General features: G+C 44.1%; 19 protein-coding genes. 17 read left to right on the top strand and 2 right to left on the bottom strand.

The window, feature by feature from the left end:
- Positions 1-5: 5 nt before the first annotated feature.
- The 9 genes from mutL to rnr all read left to right on the top strand — a co-directional run bounded on the left by mutL (position 6) and on the right by rnr (position 12,100).
- Positions 6-1,889, top strand: coding sequence for a DNA mismatch repair endonuclease MutL (mutL, locus tag ACI882_RS12915; RefSeq protein ID WP_411745832.1), 1,884 nt, complete (start codon positions 6-8; stop codon positions 1,887-1,889).
- Position 1,890: 1 nt separating this feature from the next.
- Positions 1,891-2,853 carry a tRNA (adenosine(37)-N6)-dimethylallyltransferase MiaA gene (gene miaA, locus ACI882_RS12920; RefSeq protein WP_411746298.1) on the top strand — a complete coding sequence of 321 codons (963 nt, stop codon included), beginning with the start codon at positions 1,891-1,893 and terminating at the stop codon, positions 2,851-2,853.
- Between the two features lie 288 nt (positions 2,854-3,141).
- Positions 3,142-3,384: an RNA chaperone Hfq gene (gene hfq, locus ACI882_RS12925; protein ID WP_411744792.1), complete on the top strand. Its 243-nt coding sequence runs from the start codon at positions 3,142-3,144 to the stop codon at positions 3,382-3,384.
- A 57-nt stretch (positions 3,385-3,441) separates the two neighbouring features.
- On the top strand, positions 3,442-4,755 hold the full coding sequence (gene hflX / locus ACI882_RS12930) for a ribosome rescue GTPase HflX (protein WP_411744791.1): 1,314 nt from the start codon (positions 3,442-3,444) through the stop codon (positions 4,753-4,755).
- Between the two features lie 94 nt (positions 4,756-4,849).
- Positions 4,850-6,040 carry an FtsH protease activity modulator HflK gene (gene hflK, locus ACI882_RS12935; RefSeq protein WP_411744790.1) on the top strand — a complete coding sequence of 397 codons (1,191 nt, stop codon included), beginning with the start codon at positions 4,850-4,852 and terminating at the stop codon, positions 6,038-6,040.
- An 11-nt stretch (positions 6,041-6,051) separates the two neighbouring features.
- Positions 6,052-6,981, top strand: a complete 930-nt coding sequence (hflC, locus tag ACI882_RS12940; protein WP_411744789.1) for a protease modulator HflC — start codon at positions 6,052-6,054, stop codon at positions 6,979-6,981.
- A gap of 107 nt (positions 6,982-7,088) precedes the next feature.
- A complete protein-coding gene (locus ACI882_RS12945; protein ID WP_411744788.1) occupies positions 7,089-8,285 on the top strand; it encodes an ATP phosphoribosyltransferase regulatory subunit in 1,197 nt (398 codons plus the stop codon).
- A gap of 1 nt (position 8,286) precedes the next feature.
- Positions 8,287-9,579 carry an adenylosuccinate synthase gene (locus ACI882_RS12950; protein ID WP_411744793.1) on the top strand — a complete coding sequence of 431 codons (1,293 nt, stop codon included), beginning with the start codon at positions 8,287-8,289 and terminating at the stop codon, positions 9,577-9,579.
- A gap of 118 nt (positions 9,580-9,697) precedes the next feature.
- On the top strand, positions 9,698-12,100 hold the full coding sequence (gene rnr / locus ACI882_RS12955; RefSeq protein ID WP_411744787.1) for a ribonuclease R: 2,403 nt from the start codon (positions 9,698-9,700) through the stop codon (positions 12,098-12,100).
- On the opposite strand, the gene ACI882_RS12960 is transcribed toward rnr, so the two are convergent.
- Positions 12,097-12,375 (bottom strand): hypothetical protein, encoded by a 279-nt coding sequence (locus ACI882_RS12960; protein WP_411744786.1) that lies wholly within the window; start codon positions 12,373-12,375, stop codon positions 12,097-12,099. The genes rnr and ACI882_RS12960 overlap by 4 nt on opposite strands.
- 63 nt (positions 12,376-12,438) lie before the next feature.
- Here ACI882_RS12960 and rlmB point away from each other — a divergent pair, with 63 nt between their 5' ends.
- The 8 genes from rlmB to ACI882_RS13000 all read left to right on the top strand — a co-directional run bounded on the left by rlmB (position 12,439) and on the right by ACI882_RS13000 (position 16,576).
- On the top strand, positions 12,439-13,200 hold the full coding sequence (gene rlmB / locus ACI882_RS12965) for a 23S rRNA (guanosine(2251)-2'-O)-methyltransferase RlmB (protein WP_411744785.1): 762 nt from the start codon (positions 12,439-12,441) through the stop codon (positions 13,198-13,200).
- Positions 13,201-13,211: 11 nt separating this feature from the next.
- Positions 13,212-13,790 (top strand): HD domain-containing protein, encoded by a 579-nt coding sequence (locus ACI882_RS12970; RefSeq protein WP_411744784.1) that lies wholly within the window; start codon positions 13,212-13,214, stop codon positions 13,788-13,790.
- Between the two features lie 187 nt (positions 13,791-13,977).
- Positions 13,978-14,514, top strand: a complete 537-nt coding sequence (locus ACI882_RS12975) for a GrpB family protein (protein WP_411744783.1) — start codon at positions 13,978-13,980, stop codon at positions 14,512-14,514.
- Between the two features lie 35 nt (positions 14,515-14,549).
- The gene (locus tag ACI882_RS12980; protein WP_411744782.1) at positions 14,550-14,840 is read left to right on the top strand and encodes a hypothetical protein; all 291 of its coding nucleotides are present in this window, start codon (positions 14,550-14,552) and stop codon (positions 14,838-14,840) included.
- Between the two features lie 48 nt (positions 14,841-14,888).
- Positions 14,889-15,284 (top strand): DUF4440 domain-containing protein, encoded by a 396-nt coding sequence (locus ACI882_RS12985; RefSeq protein ID WP_411744781.1) that lies wholly within the window; start codon positions 14,889-14,891, stop codon positions 15,282-15,284.
- Between the two features lie 5 nt (positions 15,285-15,289).
- Positions 15,290-15,658, top strand: a complete 369-nt coding sequence (locus tag ACI882_RS12990; RefSeq protein WP_411746297.1) for a YybH family protein — start codon at positions 15,290-15,292, stop codon at positions 15,656-15,658.
- A gap of 34 nt (positions 15,659-15,692) precedes the next feature.
- On the top strand, positions 15,693-16,058 hold the full coding sequence (locus tag ACI882_RS12995) for a VOC family protein (protein WP_411744779.1): 366 nt from the start codon (positions 15,693-15,695) through the stop codon (positions 16,056-16,058).
- A 257-nt stretch (positions 16,059-16,315) separates the two neighbouring features.
- Positions 16,316-16,576: a cupin domain-containing protein gene (locus tag ACI882_RS13000; RefSeq protein ID WP_411746296.1), complete on the top strand. Its 261-nt coding sequence runs from the start codon at positions 16,316-16,318 to the stop codon at positions 16,574-16,576.
- Positions 16,577-16,605: 29 nt separating this feature from the next.
- Here ACI882_RS13000 and ACI882_RS13005 read toward each other — a convergent pair.
- Positions 16,606-16,959 (bottom strand): hypothetical protein (locus ACI882_RS13005; RefSeq protein WP_411748510.1); only part of this gene is annotated, 354 nt, incomplete at its 5' end.

Below are 16,959 nucleotides of genomic sequence, written 5' to 3' on the forward strand. Positions count from 1 at the left end.
TTTTCATGTCTCAGCGCAATATACAAGTATTATCACCTCGACTCGCCAACCAAATTGCCGCCGGTGAAGTGGTTGAACGGCCAGCATCTGTTGTTAAAGAGCTGATCGAGAACAGCTTAGATGCGGGTGCAACACGTATTGATATCGAAATTGAACAAGGCGGTATTAAACTGATTCGAGTGCGTGATAACGGTTCTGGTATCGGCAAAGATGATTTGCCGCTTTCTTTAGCTCGCCATGCTACTTCAAAAGTATATTCGCTCGATGAGTTAGAAGCTTTAGGTTCGTTAGGCTTTCGCGGTGAAGCCCTAGCATCGGTCGCCTCAGTGTCACGCTTAACATTAACCAGTAAGCCCGTTGCGCAAGAAACAGCTTGGCAAGTTCAAAGTCATGGTCGTGATATGGACAGTGAGGTGACTCCCGCAGCTCACACCGATGGCACAACAGTTGAAGTACGCGATCTTTTTTTTAACACGCCAGCAAGGCGAAAGTTTCTACGCACCGATAAAACAGAATTCAATCACTTAGAAGAAGTGATAAAGCGCCAGGCTTTGTCTCGTTTTGATGTCGCTTTTTCACTGCGGCACAATAACAAAACCATTCACTCGCTACGCCCCGCGCCATCAACAGCCGAACAGCAACGTAGAATTGCTCAATTGCTGAAGCCTGAGTTTATGCAGAACTCACTTATTATAGATACCGAGCGCGCGGGTTTGAAAATGCAAGGTTGGGTCGGCTTGCCAACATTCTCACGGTCAATGGCTGACATGCAGTATTTCTTTGTTAATGGCCGAGTCGTGCGCGATAAGGTTATTGCTCACGCTGTTAAGCAAGCGTATCGAGATGTGCTTTATCATGGTCGTCAGCCATGCTTTGTCTTGTATTTAGAATTAGATTCCTCAGGTGTCGATGTTAACGTGCACCCAACCAAGCACGAAGTCCGTTTTCGAGACCAACGTCTAGTGCATGATTTCTTGTTTTCTCAATTGCATCATGCTTTAGCGCAAGCTCGCCCAGGAGGCGACCTTAACCCAGAGCAGCCAGCAATCGCTGGGCAGCCGGAGCCGTTCGAAAGAGTAACGGGTCAACAAGTTGGAGAGTTTGCTGGGCAGCACAGTTTAATGATGCCAACCGGACCTTCTCAATATCGAACCGATGCTAACGAAAATACCCCTGTTGGAGATCAAGTCGCCTTCTATCAAACCTTGCAGCAGCCTGCATCTGGTAGCTCTTCAGATTCTTTTCAAGCTCTAAACCAAGGCGGAGGTTCAGCTGCCGCGCTACCAGAGACAGAAAACAAAGACATTCCACCTCTGGGCTTTGCCTTAGCGCAATTGCACGGGGTGTTTATATTATCGCAAAGTGAGCAAGGCTTAATACTGGTTGATATGCACGCAGCCCACGAACGTATTACCTATGAGCGGCTCAAACGCCAATACGATGAACAAGGCGTGCAAACCCAGCCTATGTTGGTACCGTTGAAGGTTTCTGTGAGCGAGCGCGAGGCGGATGCTGCAGAAGAGTTTAACGAACTACTTAAGCAGTTTGGTATTGATGCTGCACGTATTTCTCCCGAAACCTTGATTGTTCGCCAAGTTCCTGTGTATTTACAGCAAGCCGATGTCGATCCCTTGGTTCGAAGTTTATTGGCCGACTTTATTGCACACGAGAGTTCTGACGGTGTCATTGCACATCGCAATGAAATATTATCGAGTATGGCTTGTCACGGTTCAGTGCGAGCAAACAGAAAGCTAACTATTCCTGAAATGAACGGATTGTTGAGAGATATGGAGCGTACCGAGCGCAGCGGTCAATGTAATCATGGCCGACCAACGTGGACGCAGTTGAATATGTCTGAGCTTGATAAGCTGTTTATGAGAGGCCGCTAGATTGACTAAGCCAAGCGCTATTTTTTTGATGGGTCCGACCGCCGCCGGTAAGACAGACCTTGCTTTATCGCTAGTTGAGCAGGGTCAGTGTGAAATTATCTCTGTCGATTCAGCGCAGGTTTTTAAAGGCATGGATATTGGTGCTGCAAAACCTGATGCACAAACGCTTGCTCGCGCCCCGCACCACCTGATTGATATTCGTGACCCTGCAGAAAGCTATTCAGCAGTAGAGTTTCGCAAAGATGCATTAAAAGTCATGGCTGAAATTACCAGTCGAGGCAATACTCCCTTGTTAACTGGCGGCACCATGCTTTACTTCAAAACGCTGGTCGAGCCGATGGCTGACTTACCACCTGGCGATGAAAGTATTCGCAAGCAGCTGCAGACAACTTTTGAAACGAAAGGGTTAATACCCTTGCTCGTTGAATTAGAGCAAAATGATCCAATTGCTTTTGCAAAAATTGACCAAAAGAATCCACAACGTGTGCAGCGCGCGCTCGAAGTGTTCCGCATTACCGGTAAACCTATTTCTAGTTTTTGGGCAAAAGGTGTTCATGACGGCAAAGGATCTTTGGCGCAAGCAGCCGTGACTGACTTTCCTTATCGATTAAAGCAGTTTGCCGTGATACCCAATGACCGAAAAGTGCTACACCAGCGAATTGCTTTGCGCTTTCAGCAAATGATTGACCAAGGTTTCGAACAAGAAGTACGGGCGCTCTATGATCGCGGCGACTTGCACCTCGATTTACCGTCAATGCGTTGTGTAGGCTATCGGCAAATGTGGCAATACTTTGAAGGCGAGTTGAGTTTTGATGAGATGATTGAGCGTGGAGTGATTGCAACCCGGCAGCTAGCAAAGCGGCAGTTAACTTGGTTGCGAGGTTGGCCTAATTTAACCGTTTTCGATACAACAACTGGCTCGTCTGATACGTATGCAGAACAAATTCTCAAAAATGAGCTTTGAAGTCAAGTTTGTCTAAATTAGAACCTAATAAAAGCGAGTTTTGAAGGCGCTAACTGCCATAAGTCATCATCTTTAACTAAAATGGTTAAATAAACTGTATATAACTACCACTCCTTCGTGAAAATCAACTAGAATTCATTTCAGAATATTACGAGTGCGGCTAATCCAGACTTTATGTTGCCTGAAATGGTGTTTTAATCATTCATAGGCACGCTGGAGCATTCAATTGCATAATTATGTTTTAGAAGTAGCCGATAATTACATCCTTCATATTAAAAGGAGCACACCATGTCAAAAGGGCAGTCTCTACAAGACCCTTTCCTAAACGCACTTCGCAAAGAGCGTATTCCTGTTTCCATCTTTTTAGTGAACGGAATCAAATTGCAAGGTCAAATCGAAAGCTTTGACCAATTTGTAATTCTTCTGCGTAATACTGTTAGCCAAATGGTATATAAACATGCGATCTCGACCGTTGTGCCAGCGCGCAATGTCAAAGTATCGCTAGATGGCGAAGAAGCAACCGTCGAATAAAGCAGGCGTTGTTTATTTTTCTCTTAGCCCGGCATGACCGGGCATCGGAGTTTGTGATTGTTTTTTGAACGTGTAGAAGGCGGTAAACGAGCCGTATTAGTTCACGTAGATTTTCCCGAGTCAGAACATCGTGAAGATCCCGTTGAATTTGAAGAATTAGTCGTTTCGGCGGGAGCAGACCCTGTCACTTACATTCGTGGCGTGCGTACTACTCCCGACCCAAAATACTTTGTGGGAACCGGCAAGTTAGAAGAAATTCGAGAGGCCGTAATTGCCCTTGAAGCCGATGTCGTGTTGTTTAACCACGCATTAAGCCCATCGCAAGAGCGAAATATTGAAGAAATCATTGAAGCACGGGTCGTTGATCGTACTGGGCTTATTTTAGATATTTTTGCGCAAAGAGCGCGTACCCATGAAGGTAAGCTGCAAGTTGAGCTTGCCCAAATTCAGCATCAAAGCACCCGCTTGGTTAGAGGCTGGACTCACCTTGACCGACAAAAAGGGGGGATTGGCTTAAAGGGAACGGGTGAAACACAGCTAGAATCAGATAGACGATTGCTGAGTATCCGGGTTTCGACGATCAATAAAAAATTAGAAAAAGTGCAACGCCAGCGAAATCAAAGCCGGCGTGCGCGAGTTCGATCAGATATCGCAACTGTATCGTTAGTTGGCTATACCAACGCGGGCAAATCGACTCTTTTCAATCACTTGACAGATGCCGACGTATACGCCGCAAACCAGCTGTTTGCAACGCTTGACCCAACATTGAGGCGCTTAGATATACCTGATATGGGTGAAATTGTTTTGGCCGATACGGTTGGTTTTATCCGACACCTCCCCCATAAACTAGTAGAAGCTTTTAAATCGACCCTGCAAGAAACAGCAGAAGCCGACTTATTGTTGCATGTTGTTGATTGTGCGGATGAGGATCGACTCGCTAATATTGAGCAAGTTGAGCTTGTTTTGGACGAAATTGGCTCTTCTGATGTTCCGCGCTTGGAAGTTTTCAACAAGATTGATATGTTGGACAACTTTGAGCCTGCCATCGAGCGCAATGATGAAGGTAAGCCAGTCCGTGTCTGGGTATCTGCCAAGACCGGTCAGGGTACGTCATTAGTATTGGGAGCCATAGGTGAGTTATTGGGCGATGATGTTATTGCGCAGTCAATTACCTTGGAGCCACATGAGTTAGCACTGCGAGCGGCGTTGCATGAGTACAACGCAGTTTTAGCCGAAAGCTACGACGATGTCGGAAATGCGGTGATTGATATCCGCATGCAAAAGAAAGATTTTAAGCAATTGCTTAAACGTCATCATTTATCTGAAGAACGTTTTGGTGTTGCACGAGAAAAAGAGTTTTTTGAAAAATAGGGCTGTTCTTCTAATAGGGTGATTTAGATAAACCATCTAAAGCATCGGGGTAGACGTATAATATTAAACTGACTATTAACTAACGGAGTTAACCATGGCGTGGAATGAACCACCAGGTGGCAATAACGATCAGGACCCTTGGGGTAACCGAGATCGTAATAAAAAGAATGACGGCCCACCAGAACTAGACGATATCATCAAAGATATTAACCAAAAGCTAAACAAATGGTTTGGCGGTGGTAGTGGCGGTAAAGGAGGCGATGGTAAAAATACCTCCGGTGGTAGCGGTATGGGACCAGTGCTTGCAATATTGGTTGTCGGCGCCTTAGTGTTTACTGGCTTTAATTCAGTTTACACCGTCGACGAATCTGAGCGTGCTGTTGTATTGCGTTTAGGTGAATTCTCGCGTGTTGAAACACCGGGTTTGCAGTTTAAAATCCCATATGTTGATCAAATAGCGAGCAAAGTGAACGTGACTCAGATTCGAGAGCACAGCTTGCAAAACTCAATGCTAACAGCCGATGAAAACATCGTGACGGTCTCAATGACGGTGGAATATTTAGCCGCAGATGCACAGAGTTATGCATTGAACGTGCGTGATCCTGAGTCTACGATGACTCATGCTGCAGAATCTGCGTTGCGTCACGTAGTCGGTTCGGCACGTTTAGAGCAAATCTTAACGACAGGTCGTGATCAAGTACAAGCGTTAGTTAAGGATCGTTTGCAAGACTATCTCGATGCTTATGATGTTGGTATTACACTCGCAGAATTGAAAATTACCGATGCATCGCCTCCAAGTGCGGTTCAAGATGCGTTCGATGATGTCATTAAAGCGCGAGAAGATCAGCAGCGATTAGTGAACGAAGCTCAAACTTATGCGAACGGTATTGTACCGGTTGCTCAAGGCCAGGCGGCTCGTCAAATTGCGGAAGCCGAAGCATTTCGTCAGGAAGTCATTGCACGTGCAACGGGTGAAGCGGATCGTTTCTCAGCTTTATACGCGGAGTACAACAAAGCACCTGAGATTACTCGTCAGCGTTTGTACTTAGATACACTTGAAGGTATCTACGCCAACAGCAGTAAGGTGTTGATGGATGTAGAAGGTGGTAACAACATGATGTATTTGCCTTTAGATCAGCTACTTAAAGGTCAAACAGCAGCAGCTGCTAACAGTCTTACATCTGGTGGATCAAGCACGAGTAGTGTGAGTAATATGAGTCAGACTGATGTTAGTGATCTAACTGATCAAATTTTGCGCGAAATCAATCGCCGAAATAACCAATAAGGAGTTCAAACATGAATGGTAAAAGTTCTTTAGCAATCATCGTTTTAGCCTTGGTTATTATTGGTGGTTTAAGCAGTTTATATATAGTCGACGAGCGTGAAAGCGCGATTCGTTTACGTTTCAGTGAAGTCGTTGAGTCAGGTATTGAGCCTGGGTTGCATTTTAAAATGCCACTTATTGATGAAATTAAGCGCTTCGATATACGCTTGATCACTCTTGATTCTCAATCAGAGCGCTTCATTACCAGTGAGCAGAAAAGTCTAGAAGTAGACTCTTACGTTCAATGGCGTATCAGTGATACTTCAATGTTCTATACAGCCAACAGTGGTGGTGATTACTTCCGCGCTAACCAAGTGTTAGGTTCTCGTGTCAACGCAGCCCTGCGTGATGCCTTTGGTGATAAGTCACTTCGTGAAGTAGTGACCGGCTTAAGAAATGATGAAGCCTTACCAGATGCCAATAATATCGATTCTGATTACGGTCAACGAGATATATTGATGCAGAACGTGTTAGAGAAAGTTAATACCGTTGCTAAATCTCAATTGGGTATTGAAGTTATTGATATTCGCGTTAAAGCGATTGACTTGCCTCAGGAAGTGTCAGCAGACGTTTTCCGTCGTATGCGTTCGGATCGTGAACAGGAAGCTCGAAAGTTCCGCTCTGAAGGTCAGCGTCAGGCTGAAATTATTCAGGCAACGGCAGATCAGACTCGAACCATTGAGTTGGCTAACGCATTCCGTGAATCTGAGCAAATTAAGGGTTCTGGTGATGCTGAAGCTGCGGCTATTTATGCGAGAGCTTATAGCCAAGACGAGGAATTCTATGCATTTTATCGAAGCTTAAGTGCGTACCGTAATTCCTTTAATGGTGGAAAAGATATCTTGGTTCTTGAGCCAGAGAGCGACTTCTTCCGTTACTTGAACAATCAAAGCGGAAACTAGCTAAAATTCACTGGTTTCAAATGGAACCACGTGTATAATCTTGCAACCGGGCCAGTCGCCCGGTTTTTTTGTGCCTTAATTTTATCAACCATGGGACAATGCGTAGCATGACCATCGCAGAACGCTGGTTACTACCAGACGGTATTGAAGAGATACTACCCCCGGAAGCCGCTCGTATAGAGGCTTTACGCCGAACTCTACTCGATGAATACCGAGTTTGGGGTTACGATTTACTGCAACCACCAATCGCAGAATATTTAGAATCCTTACTTACCGGAGTCGGACACGACCTAGATTTGCTCACCTTTAAAATCACCGATCAGTTAAGCGGTCGTTTAATGGGTATTAGCACGGATCGAACACAACAAGTCGCACGAATGGATGCCCACTCAATACCTAAATTGGGCGTTGCTCGTTATTGTTACTATGGCGAAGTGTTGCACACCAAACCTATCCATCTATTATCTAGCCGCAGCCCACTGCAAATTGGTGCTGAGCTTTATGGTTATTCTGAATTAGACAGCGAAATTGAAATAGCCTCTTTAATGCTAACGTCGTTAGAAAAAGCCGGCTTGAAAGACATTACGCTCGACCTCGGTCATGTTGGCATCTACCAAGCATTGGTTGAAAAAACCGAGCTGAGTAAAGACCTAAAAGCAGAGCTGTTCTCGTTGCTGCGATCGCGAGCCTTACCGGAGTTAACCGCTTGGCTTGAAGCATCTAGTTTGCCAGAGCATCAAAAGCAATGGTTTATTTCGCTGCCCAAAATGGCGGGTAATGTCGCTCAGTTAACGAGCTGGAAGGCGCAGTTCAATCTAGCACCTGAAGAGCTCAATGATGCCTTTGATTCGTTAGTGATGGTCGCGAATGTTCTCAATGAGCGTTTCCCAGAAGTGAATGTGCATGCCGACCTAGCAGAGTTACGTGATTACAACTATCACACTGGCTTAGTGTTCTCTGCCTTTGTTCCTGGTTTTGGTCAACCCATTGCACGTGGCGGTCGCTATGATGATACCGGCAGTGTTTTCGGGCGCTCTCGACCAGCGACTGGCTTTTCAAGTGACTTGAAAGTGTTGGCAAAGTTGACCGCGACAGATTGGTCTGAAAAAGCTGCCATTCTAGCGCCTGTGAGCAATGATGTAGATTTGATAGCCGCAATTACACAATTACGTCAACAAGGTGAGCGCGTGATTCAATTATTTCCAGAACAAACTCAAGTTGAAGAGCTTGGGTGTGATCGAGCGTTGGTCAATGAAAATGGCCAATGGACAGTTCAATTGATTTCTCAAAATGGGCATAACTAAGATGGGTAAAAACGTCGTTGTATTGGGCACCCAATGGGGTGATGAAGGTAAAGGTAAGATTGTCGATTTATTAACCGAGAACGCGGATGCAGTTGTGCGTTTTCAGGGCGGTCACAATGCCGGCCACACTATCGTGATCGACGGTGTTAAAACCGCTTTGCATTTAATCCCTTCCGGTGTCATGCGCGAAGGTGTGAAATGCATAATTGGTAACGGCGTTGTATTGTCCATTACCGCCTTGTTGAAAGAAATGGCAATGCTAGAAGAAAAGGGCGTTCCAGTTCGTGAGCGCCTAAGAGTTTCTAATGGCTGCCCACTTATTTTGCCTATTCATGTTGCGTTAGACCAAGCTCGTGAAACTAAGCGTGGCGAGAATAAAATTGGCACCACGGGTCGAGGAATTGGCCCCGCTTATGAAGATAAAGTAAGCCGTCGAGGCGTGCGTTTAGGTGATGTATTTTCACCTGGTTTCAAAGAAAAAGTGACCGAAATATTGGAATACCACAACTTTATCTTAGAAAATTACTACAATGCGCCAAAAGTGGACATTGATGCATGTATTGCTGAAGTGATCGCTGAAGCAGAGTCAATCAGAGATATTACGATTAACTCAGTGAGCGAAATCCATAAAATCCGCGAAGCCTCTGGGAACATCATGTTTGAAGGCGCTCAAGGCTCCCTGCTTGATATCGATCACGGTACCTACCCATTTGTAACCTCATCGAATACGACCGCAGGTGGTGTAGCCACGGGCTCTGGTGTGGGCCCATTGTATTTAGATCAGATCATGGGTATTACCAAGGCGTACACAACTCGTGTAGGTGCTGGGCCGTTCCCAACAGAATTATTTGACGACACTGGTAAATATCTGGCCGAGAAAGGTGGAGAAGTGGGCACAACCACTGGTCGTGCTCGTCGTTGTGGTTGGTTTGATGCTGTATTGGTTAAGCACAGTATTCGTATCAACTCAATCAACGCAATCTGCCTGACTAAGTTAGACGTCTTAGACGGTTTAGAAGTAGTCAAAGTATGCGTAGGATACGAAGATGCCCAAGGTAAGGCAGTCGAGTGGCCAGAATCTTCGGAAGCGTTTGATGCGGTAACGCCTGTTTATGAAGAATTGCCAGGCTGGTCAGACAGCACCTTCGGTGCAAAATCGTTAGCCGAGCTACCAACCAATGCCCGTGCTTATATCGAATACATTGAAAAGGCAATTGGCGCGCGAATCGACATCGTCTCAACCGGCCCCGACCGTGTTGAAACCATTGTTCTAAAGCACTCTTTCGAAATGTAGAACCTCATTACCCCAGTAACCACTTTTACTGGGGTAAATTCCCTGCTAGAAAACTATTGTTATCGTCATACACCCGCTATACTCAAGGTCATAATGATAATAAAGAACGAAGGAACCCGTGAAAAAACCTCAACCTAATGCTGACCCTCATATTAAAAGGGAAGCTGAAAAATACCAAAACCCCATTCCTAGCCGTGAATTCATCACCACACACCTTGAAAAGCGTAATGGCCCTGCCTCACACGCTGAACTAAGCGACGAATTAAATTTAACCACTGAAGACGATATCGAGGCCTTGCGACGGCGATTGATCGCTATGGTTCGAGATGGGCAGCTACTGTGTTCCCGCCGTGGTGCGTTTGGCTTGATTGATAAAATGGACTTGGTCCGAGGCAAGGTAATAGGTCACGCAGATGGTTTCGGGTTTTTAAAGCCAGATGCAGGCGGTGATGATTTGGTGCTGAATCATCGGCAAATGCGTTGTTGCTTTGATGGTGATGTTGTTCTAGCTCGCAAGGGTCGGAAAGATCATCGTGGCCGTATTGAGGGCACTATTACTGAAGTTTTAGAGCGAAATACGCAAGAGTTGGTGGGGCGTTTTCATTGGGAAGGTGGCTTTGGTGTTGTGCGACCTGAAAACCGTCGTATTTCACAAGATATTTTAATTCCACAAAAAGACTCAGTGGCAGCAAGCGATGGCGATATTGTCGTCGTCGAAATTATCGACCAACCTGAGTTTCGAAAGCAGCCTATAGGACGTGTCACTAAAATACTCGGTGAGCACATGGCTCCGGGTATGGAAATTGATATCGCCATGCAAACCTACGATATTCCGAATGAATGGTCGTATGAAGTGCAAGAACAAATTGTCGACTTTACTGACAAAGTAGATGATGCAGATAAAGCATTCCGTGTTGATCTACGTGAAAAAGCGTTTGTAACCATCGACGGTGAAGACGCACGTGATTTTGACGATGCCGTATTCGCACAAGAAGCAGGCAACGCAAAGACTTATTTATATGTAGCCATTGCCGATGTATCACACTATGTCGGTGTTGATACACCTCTAGATCACGAAGCACGTAGTCGTGGTACATCGGTTTATTTCCCTGAGCGGGTTATACCGATGCTACCGGAAATATTATCAAACGGTCTTTGCTCCTTAATGCCGAAAACAGACCGCCTTTCACTTGTGTGTGAAATGCTAGTCAATGACAAAGGCGTTGTGGAACAATTTCAGTTTATGGAAGCGGTGATCCACTCTCATGCACGTCTCACCTACACCCAAGTGAGCGAAGTTATTGAGAATGAAAGTGGTACGGTTCGAGAAACTTTTTCTGAAGCGCATGGTGCATCCGTGCTCGCAAACATTGATGCAATTTATGGCCTCTATAAAAAGTTCAAACTCGCTCGCCGCGCACGTGGCAGTATTGACTTTGAAACCAAAGAGCCGCGAATTATTTTCAACGAAGAACGCAAAATAGATCGCATTGTTGCCACCGAACGTAACGAAGCACATAAGCTAATCGAAGAGTGTATGTTGGCCGCCAACGTATCAGCCGCCACTTTTTTAGAAACGCTTGAGATTCCGTGTTTATATCGTGTGCACGATGTACCCAGTTTTGAACGGCTCGACAATTTACGCCAATACATGGGTGAGCAGGGCTTAGAAGTGGGTGGCGGTTTAAAGCCGCACGCGAAAGATTACCAACGGTTATTACAGCAAATTAAAGACAGAGATGACTTTTTGCTATTGCAAACGGTTATGTTGCGTTCAATGGCGCAAGCTGTTTATCAACCCGATAACTTAGGCCACTTTGGGCTCGCGTTTGAAAAGTATGCACACTTTACCTCGCCGATTCGACGCTACCCAGACCTTCTCGTGCATCGCGCAATTCGGTCGGTTATTCGTAGCCCTCGCAAAACTAATATAGTGAAGCGAGTGGCTGGTGCAAAAGACATTCCGGCTAAGAAAATTTATCCGTATGACTTGAAAATGATGTTTGAGTTAGGTGAGCATTGTTCAATGACAGAGCGCCGCGCCGATGAAGCAACTTGGGATGTCATTGCCTGGTTGAAGTGTGAATATATGAGCGATCATATTGGCGATGAGTTTGACGGCAATATCTCATCGGTAGCCAACTTTGGTTTATTTGTGCAGCTTGATGATGTGTTTGTTGATGGGCTGGTGCATATTTCTAGTTTGCGTAGTGATTACTACCAGCATCATCCGGCGACTCACCGTTTGGTAGGGGAACGTACGCGTACGGTTTATGGCTTAGGTGATCGAATTAAAATCCGTGTTGCGCGTGTTGACTTAGACGAGCGGAAGATAGATTTTGAACTGGCCGATGGTGATGACAATCATACCAGTCGTAAACCTCGCAGTAAAAACAACCCAGGCAAAGGTAAGGCAGCTGCACCTCGCAAGGCCAAAGCTGCGAAAGGCAAGGCGACTGCTGAGAAATCGAAAAAGCCTAAAAAAGGCAAAGCGAAAAAGACAGGTAAGAAAAAACGTTAACTTGTGCCAATAAAGCGCAAGCTTAAAAAATTAACAGAAGCACGAATGATGGCCGCTTTGAGGGTCGGAGCGGCGTCAATACCTTGAACCTGTATAGTCACAATTTGACCTGCATGAAAAAGATCGCTCATGTGAACTAAGTTCAGCTGTAAAGGTTCAAGGTCAATGCCATCGTCCGAAAACTCAACGCAGTGGCACATAATACCCTTTCCTTGTGTGTCGGTTATGAGAACGTTGGCATTTAAAGAAATACGGTGATACTTACGTTCAATCATGACTGGCTCCATCGGTCATTTTTTGTCATATTTAATTAGTTTAGCAGTGAATTGGAGCATGTCATGTCTGAATCTATGTGGGTGTTTGGTTTACATGCCACGCACAGTGCCTTAGAACAAAATCCGGATCGAATCAAAGAAGTCGTCATCCTTAAAGGTCGACAAGACGCACGTATGGGTAAAATTCTCGATGCCTGTAATGAGCAGGGTGTTAAGTTTCGTCTTGCCAGTAAAGAAGACTTTGATCGGATTATTCAAAAAAACGAATTGCGCGAAGCTCGCCATCAAGGCGTGTTAGTTCAAACATTAGCGGCCCCGGTTCTAAAAGAAAACGATTTAGAAGCCATGCTCGATAACCTCGAAAGCGATGCATTGTTATTGATACTCGATGGTGTCACCGATCCACATAATATTGGCGCCTGCCTTCGAACTTGCGATGCCGCTGGTGCACAAGGCCTAATTGTCCCTAAAGATAAATCAGCAACCTTAACACCAACAGCCGTTAATATTGCCAGTGGCGCTGCAGATACAGTTCCTTTTTATGCTGTCACCAACCTAGCCCGAACCATAGAGCAACTAAAAGCACGAGGCATTTGGGTTTACGGCACCGCTGGCGAAGCAACGGGCTCAATTTATCAAACCAAACTAACCGGACCGGTTGCCTTAGTTATGGGCGCAGAAGGTAAAGGCATGCGTCGATTAACAAGAGACTTGTGCGATGGTCTAGTTAATATTCCCATGGCAGGTGATGTCAGTAGTTTAAACGTATCGGTTGCCGCTGGGGTTTGTTTATTTGAAATTGGACGACAGCGCCGGTTAGGCTAGGAACGAATAAAATGGAACAAATTGCAGAGCTTGCATTAGAACTGGATAAACTCAAATCGGTTTATCGAAAATCATATATTTCTGATACGTCGAGAAGAGAGAATTCAGCTGAGCATAGCTGGCATTTAGCGCTCACGATAATGGGCTTCGCTAAGTTTTTGCCAAAAACGGTGGATATAAATAAAATTATTAGAATGGCACTGTGCCATGATATTTGTGAAATTGGAGCAGGTGACGTAAGCGCTTACTTCGTGACCGATGCACAGTATGAAAAAGAACTGCAGTATATGTCTGAGTTTGAATCTCGCTTTCCTGGTATAGGCACTGAAGCAAAAGCCTTATGGCAGGAATATGAAGATGGCGAAACCGAAGAGAGCCGATGGCTTAAGGTATTCGATAAACTACTACCTTTTATTCTGAATATTCAAAGCCGTGGCCTGACTTGGCAAGAGCAGGGCGTAACTAAAACGATGGTGCTGAATCACAATGAGTTTATAGCTGAGCTAGCACCGGAAATACACGTGTGGATGTTAACTCAGATTGATTTAGCCGTTAAAAATGGCTGGTTAAAAGACAATATAGCCCCATAAGTATTTTACACTTTACTCTCGGTTCAGCGGCCCAGTGCTTGAAATTTCGGTCGCCATAAACCCATCCATGGGGGCTTGATTGAAACATCTATGTTTCAAATATCCGAATTTCAAGCAATGGGCCGCTTCTAACTATAGGACAGCAGTCGGTTAAAAGACGACTTTAACGATAATGAAAAATGGGAATATGATTCAGCGAATTATAGAGGTAGTTGATTACCAAACTGAGTGGGTAACCAGCTATGAGCGGGAAAGACAGCGAATAGAATCTCTTCTTGATACCAATAATATAACCGCTATTCATCACATTGGTAGCACTTCAGTGGTGGGCTTATGCGCTAAGCCGATTATTGACATGTTAATTGAAGTACAAGATTTGTCGGTTTTAGATTCCGAGTCGCACCAGATGGCAGCCTTAGGTTACTTGGTGAAAGGAGAGTTCGGTATCCCTGGCCGGCGCTATTTTCAAAAAGGTGGCATACAACGTAGCCACCAAGTTCATGCTTTTACAAAAGGCACAGAGAGTGCGATAAGGCATTTAGCGTTTCGAGATTATTTAAGAGCGTTTCCCGAAATAGCCGCTGAGTATGGACGAATAAAGCAAGAAGCCGCCTCTTTATGCAATAACGATATTACTGCCTATGGCAACCATAAAAACTCATTCATCAAAGAACACGAAGCCAAAGCAGTACTCTGGAAAAACTCGCAATTAACTATTAACTGATTTGAAAATTAAATGGTCAACTCTAAGGGAATTAGATGCAGTGGACTGAAATAGCACTCAATATTTTATTTACCATGGTATTTATGTGGCTCATAGCATGGACACTCTTTGCTTGGGGCTTTGGCGTTACAAACTTTAAGCAGAAACATGGACGTTTTTTAGGTTTTATAGGCTTTAGTTTTTGGTACTTTTTACTAGCTGCCCATGTTGTTGCCATAGTGGTCTTATGGGTATCGGTTGTTTCTATTTATTGGCCCATCGCGATGCTGATTGTTTCCCATGTTTCGTTTGGATTGGTATTTGGGCGGAATGTGAGTACGCGTTAAACTGCAAGATTGCTAAACTCGTAAAAATAAGGAGCATTGAAGACCTTTATGAATCTTAAATCTAAAATAATTGATTTAGAGAAATCACTACTTACCTTTGAAGTTCGACATTCAAAACTCGAGCTTTTAAAACGTATTAGTCCGGATTTTAAGGAAATTGGTGCGTCAGGTGCATATTTCGGGTTGGATAATGTATTAGAACGCTTACCTACTGAAGAGTCATGGAGTGCGACCGCACAAGATTTTGAGTTTTCGCAAATAAGTGAAGAGATTTGTCAGGTAATATACAGAACATTCAACAAAAGTTCAGAGAGTGCAACGGGTACTTATTCTCGGCGCAGTAGCTTTTGGAAAAAGTTTGATGATGGCTGGAAAATGTTTTTCCATCAGGGTACTAAAATTGAGCCTTTTGAATTGACAGACCAAAAAACTGTTATGAGGTAATAGAATTGACACCGCAGGAAGCACTACAGAAATATGAGTTGGCAATAGCAAGTCAGAGTTGGGCATCTATTGAACCTTTAATGCATCAAGATGTTTGCGTTACTTTTTCAGATGGTACCTATAAAGGCTTGCAGGAAGTTAAATCGGCTTTTGAAAGAAATTTTGCACTAATTATTGATGAAAAGTATAAGATTTCTAATGTCCACTGGGCTTATATTTCGAATACGGAAGCCGTCTGCTTGCTCAATTTTAACTGGAAAGGAATAATTGACGGGGAATTATGTTCAGGTGGAGGCAGAGGTACATCAGTGCTTATAAAAAACAACGGAAAGTGGCAGATAATCACTGAACATCTGGGCCCGAATGAATCTTAAAGTTTAGCTATGCGATTAGCATTAAAGGTAACTTATGATTAAAAGTATCAACCATGTTCAAGTCACGATTCCTTTTGGTGCAGAAGAGCAGGCTCGAAAGTTTTATAGTGGCATTTTAGGGTTAGTCGAATTGGATAAGCCCGCAGTATTAAATGAAAATGGCGGTGTTTGGTTTAAGGTAGGTGCTCTGCAACTGCACATCGGTTGCGAGGAAAATGATAGCCGTTTAAGCTCAAAAGCACATGTGGCGTTCAATGTTGAAAGTTTAGATGCTTGTAGAGCTAGGTTCGATAAAATTGGAATTGATATTTTTGAAAATACTCAGATAGAAGGTTTTTTACGTTTCGATATTAGAGATCCTTTTGGAAATAGAATTGAGTTAATGGAAAAAATCGATTAACTAAATACAATAGTTAAAAGGAAAGCGGGGTTTAATTTTACCAGGCTCTTTAACTGTGATTTGCCGGCTTAGAAATACGTTTCACAAAATTTGGCTCATTTACGCTTACATAATTAATAAGGGAAGCAGTCGTTACTAAAACATTAGGCGTCTAAGACTTCTAAGGAGCGAAAGTGCCCGTAATTTGCAGTAAATCAGCAGAACATTACACTTAGGGAGACAACTGTGATGGTTGGCATCTCGTCAAATCTAAAAATTTGAGTGTAATTCAAGAGCGAGTTCCTACGGGTTGCTCCGAAGTTAGGCACTATCATACTCAAGCAGAGCAGTTTTTTTACATTTTGACTGGCGTTGCAAGTATGGAACTAGAAGGTAAAATATTTACTGTTAGTTCTCAACAGGGTATTCATATTCCGGCAGGTGCAAAGCACCAATTAAGTAATCAGCATGAAGGTGATTTGGTGTTTATCGTAACCTCGACTCCTCCAAGTCATGGTGATAGGGTCGAATTACAGTGAACACTTACGCCATAGACATTCCGCCAACCTTAGCCACTAGGGTAAATTGATAGCTTTGCTTTATCTTGTGTTTGTTTACTTTGAACAATAATTTTCTGCACGCAATCCACAACCAACTGGGCATTTGCTAACGAGCATTCTACCTTTGAATCTCCGCTATAGTATTGAGCTTCAATACTATTCAAATATTGCATAGTCTCTTCAGGTAAAGCTGACTTTATCTCCGCGATTGAGCTTTGATGCTGTTGTGCCAATTTAATTAATGCGGGGTAGGCATCATCGACGCTGCTTAGTTTGATTTTGTTTAAGATTGCTTGTGGTTTGCGGTGTGCTTGCTTTGGGTTTTGAATACGCTTCAGTAAGAATAGGGTGACAGTCAAACT

The organism is Reinekea sp. (assembly GCF_046710285.1).
Taxonomy (GTDB): domain Bacteria; phylum Pseudomonadota; class Gammaproteobacteria; order Pseudomonadales; family Natronospirillaceae; genus Reinekea.

Coding starts and splice junctions, on each gene's coding strand:
- hflK (WP_411744790.1), top strand. CDS start 4,850: ATGGCGTGGAATGAACCACCAGGTGGCAATAACGATCAGGACCCTTGG.
- ACI882_RS12945 (WP_411744788.1), top strand. CDS start 7,089: ATGACCATCGCAGAACGCTGGTTACTACCAGACGGTATTGAAGAGATA.
- ACI882_RS12975 (WP_411744783.1), top strand. CDS start 13,978: ATGATTCAGCGAATTATAGAGGTAGTTGATTACCAAACTGAGTGGGTA.
- ACI882_RS12970 (WP_411744784.1), top strand. CDS start 13,212: ATGGAACAAATTGCAGAGCTTGCATTAGAACTGGATAAACTCAAATCG.
- mutL (WP_411745832.1), top strand. CDS start 6: ATGTCTCAGCGCAATATACAAGTATTATCACCTCGACTCGCCAACCAA.
- ACI882_RS12980 (WP_411744782.1), top strand. CDS start 14,550: ATGCAGTGGACTGAAATAGCACTCAATATTTTATTTACCATGGTATTT.
- hflC (WP_411744789.1), top strand. CDS start 6,052: ATGAATGGTAAAAGTTCTTTAGCAATCATCGTTTTAGCCTTGGTTATT.
- hfq (WP_411744792.1), top strand. CDS start 3,142: ATGTCAAAAGGGCAGTCTCTACAAGACCCTTTCCTAAACGCACTTCGC.
- ACI882_RS12950 (WP_411744793.1), top strand. CDS start 8,287: ATGGGTAAAAACGTCGTTGTATTGGGCACCCAATGGGGTGATGAAGGT.
- ACI882_RS12985 (WP_411744781.1), top strand. CDS start 14,889: ATGAATCTTAAATCTAAAATAATTGATTTAGAGAAATCACTACTTACC.
- ACI882_RS12960 (WP_411744786.1), bottom strand. CDS start 12,375: ATGATTGAACGTAAGTATCACCGTATTTCTTTAAATGCCAACGTTCTC.
- ACI882_RS12995 (WP_411744779.1), top strand. CDS start 15,693: ATGATTAAAAGTATCAACCATGTTCAAGTCACGATTCCTTTTGGTGCA.
- rlmB (WP_411744785.1), top strand. CDS start 12,439: ATGTCTGAATCTATGTGGGTGTTTGGTTTACATGCCACGCACAGTGCC.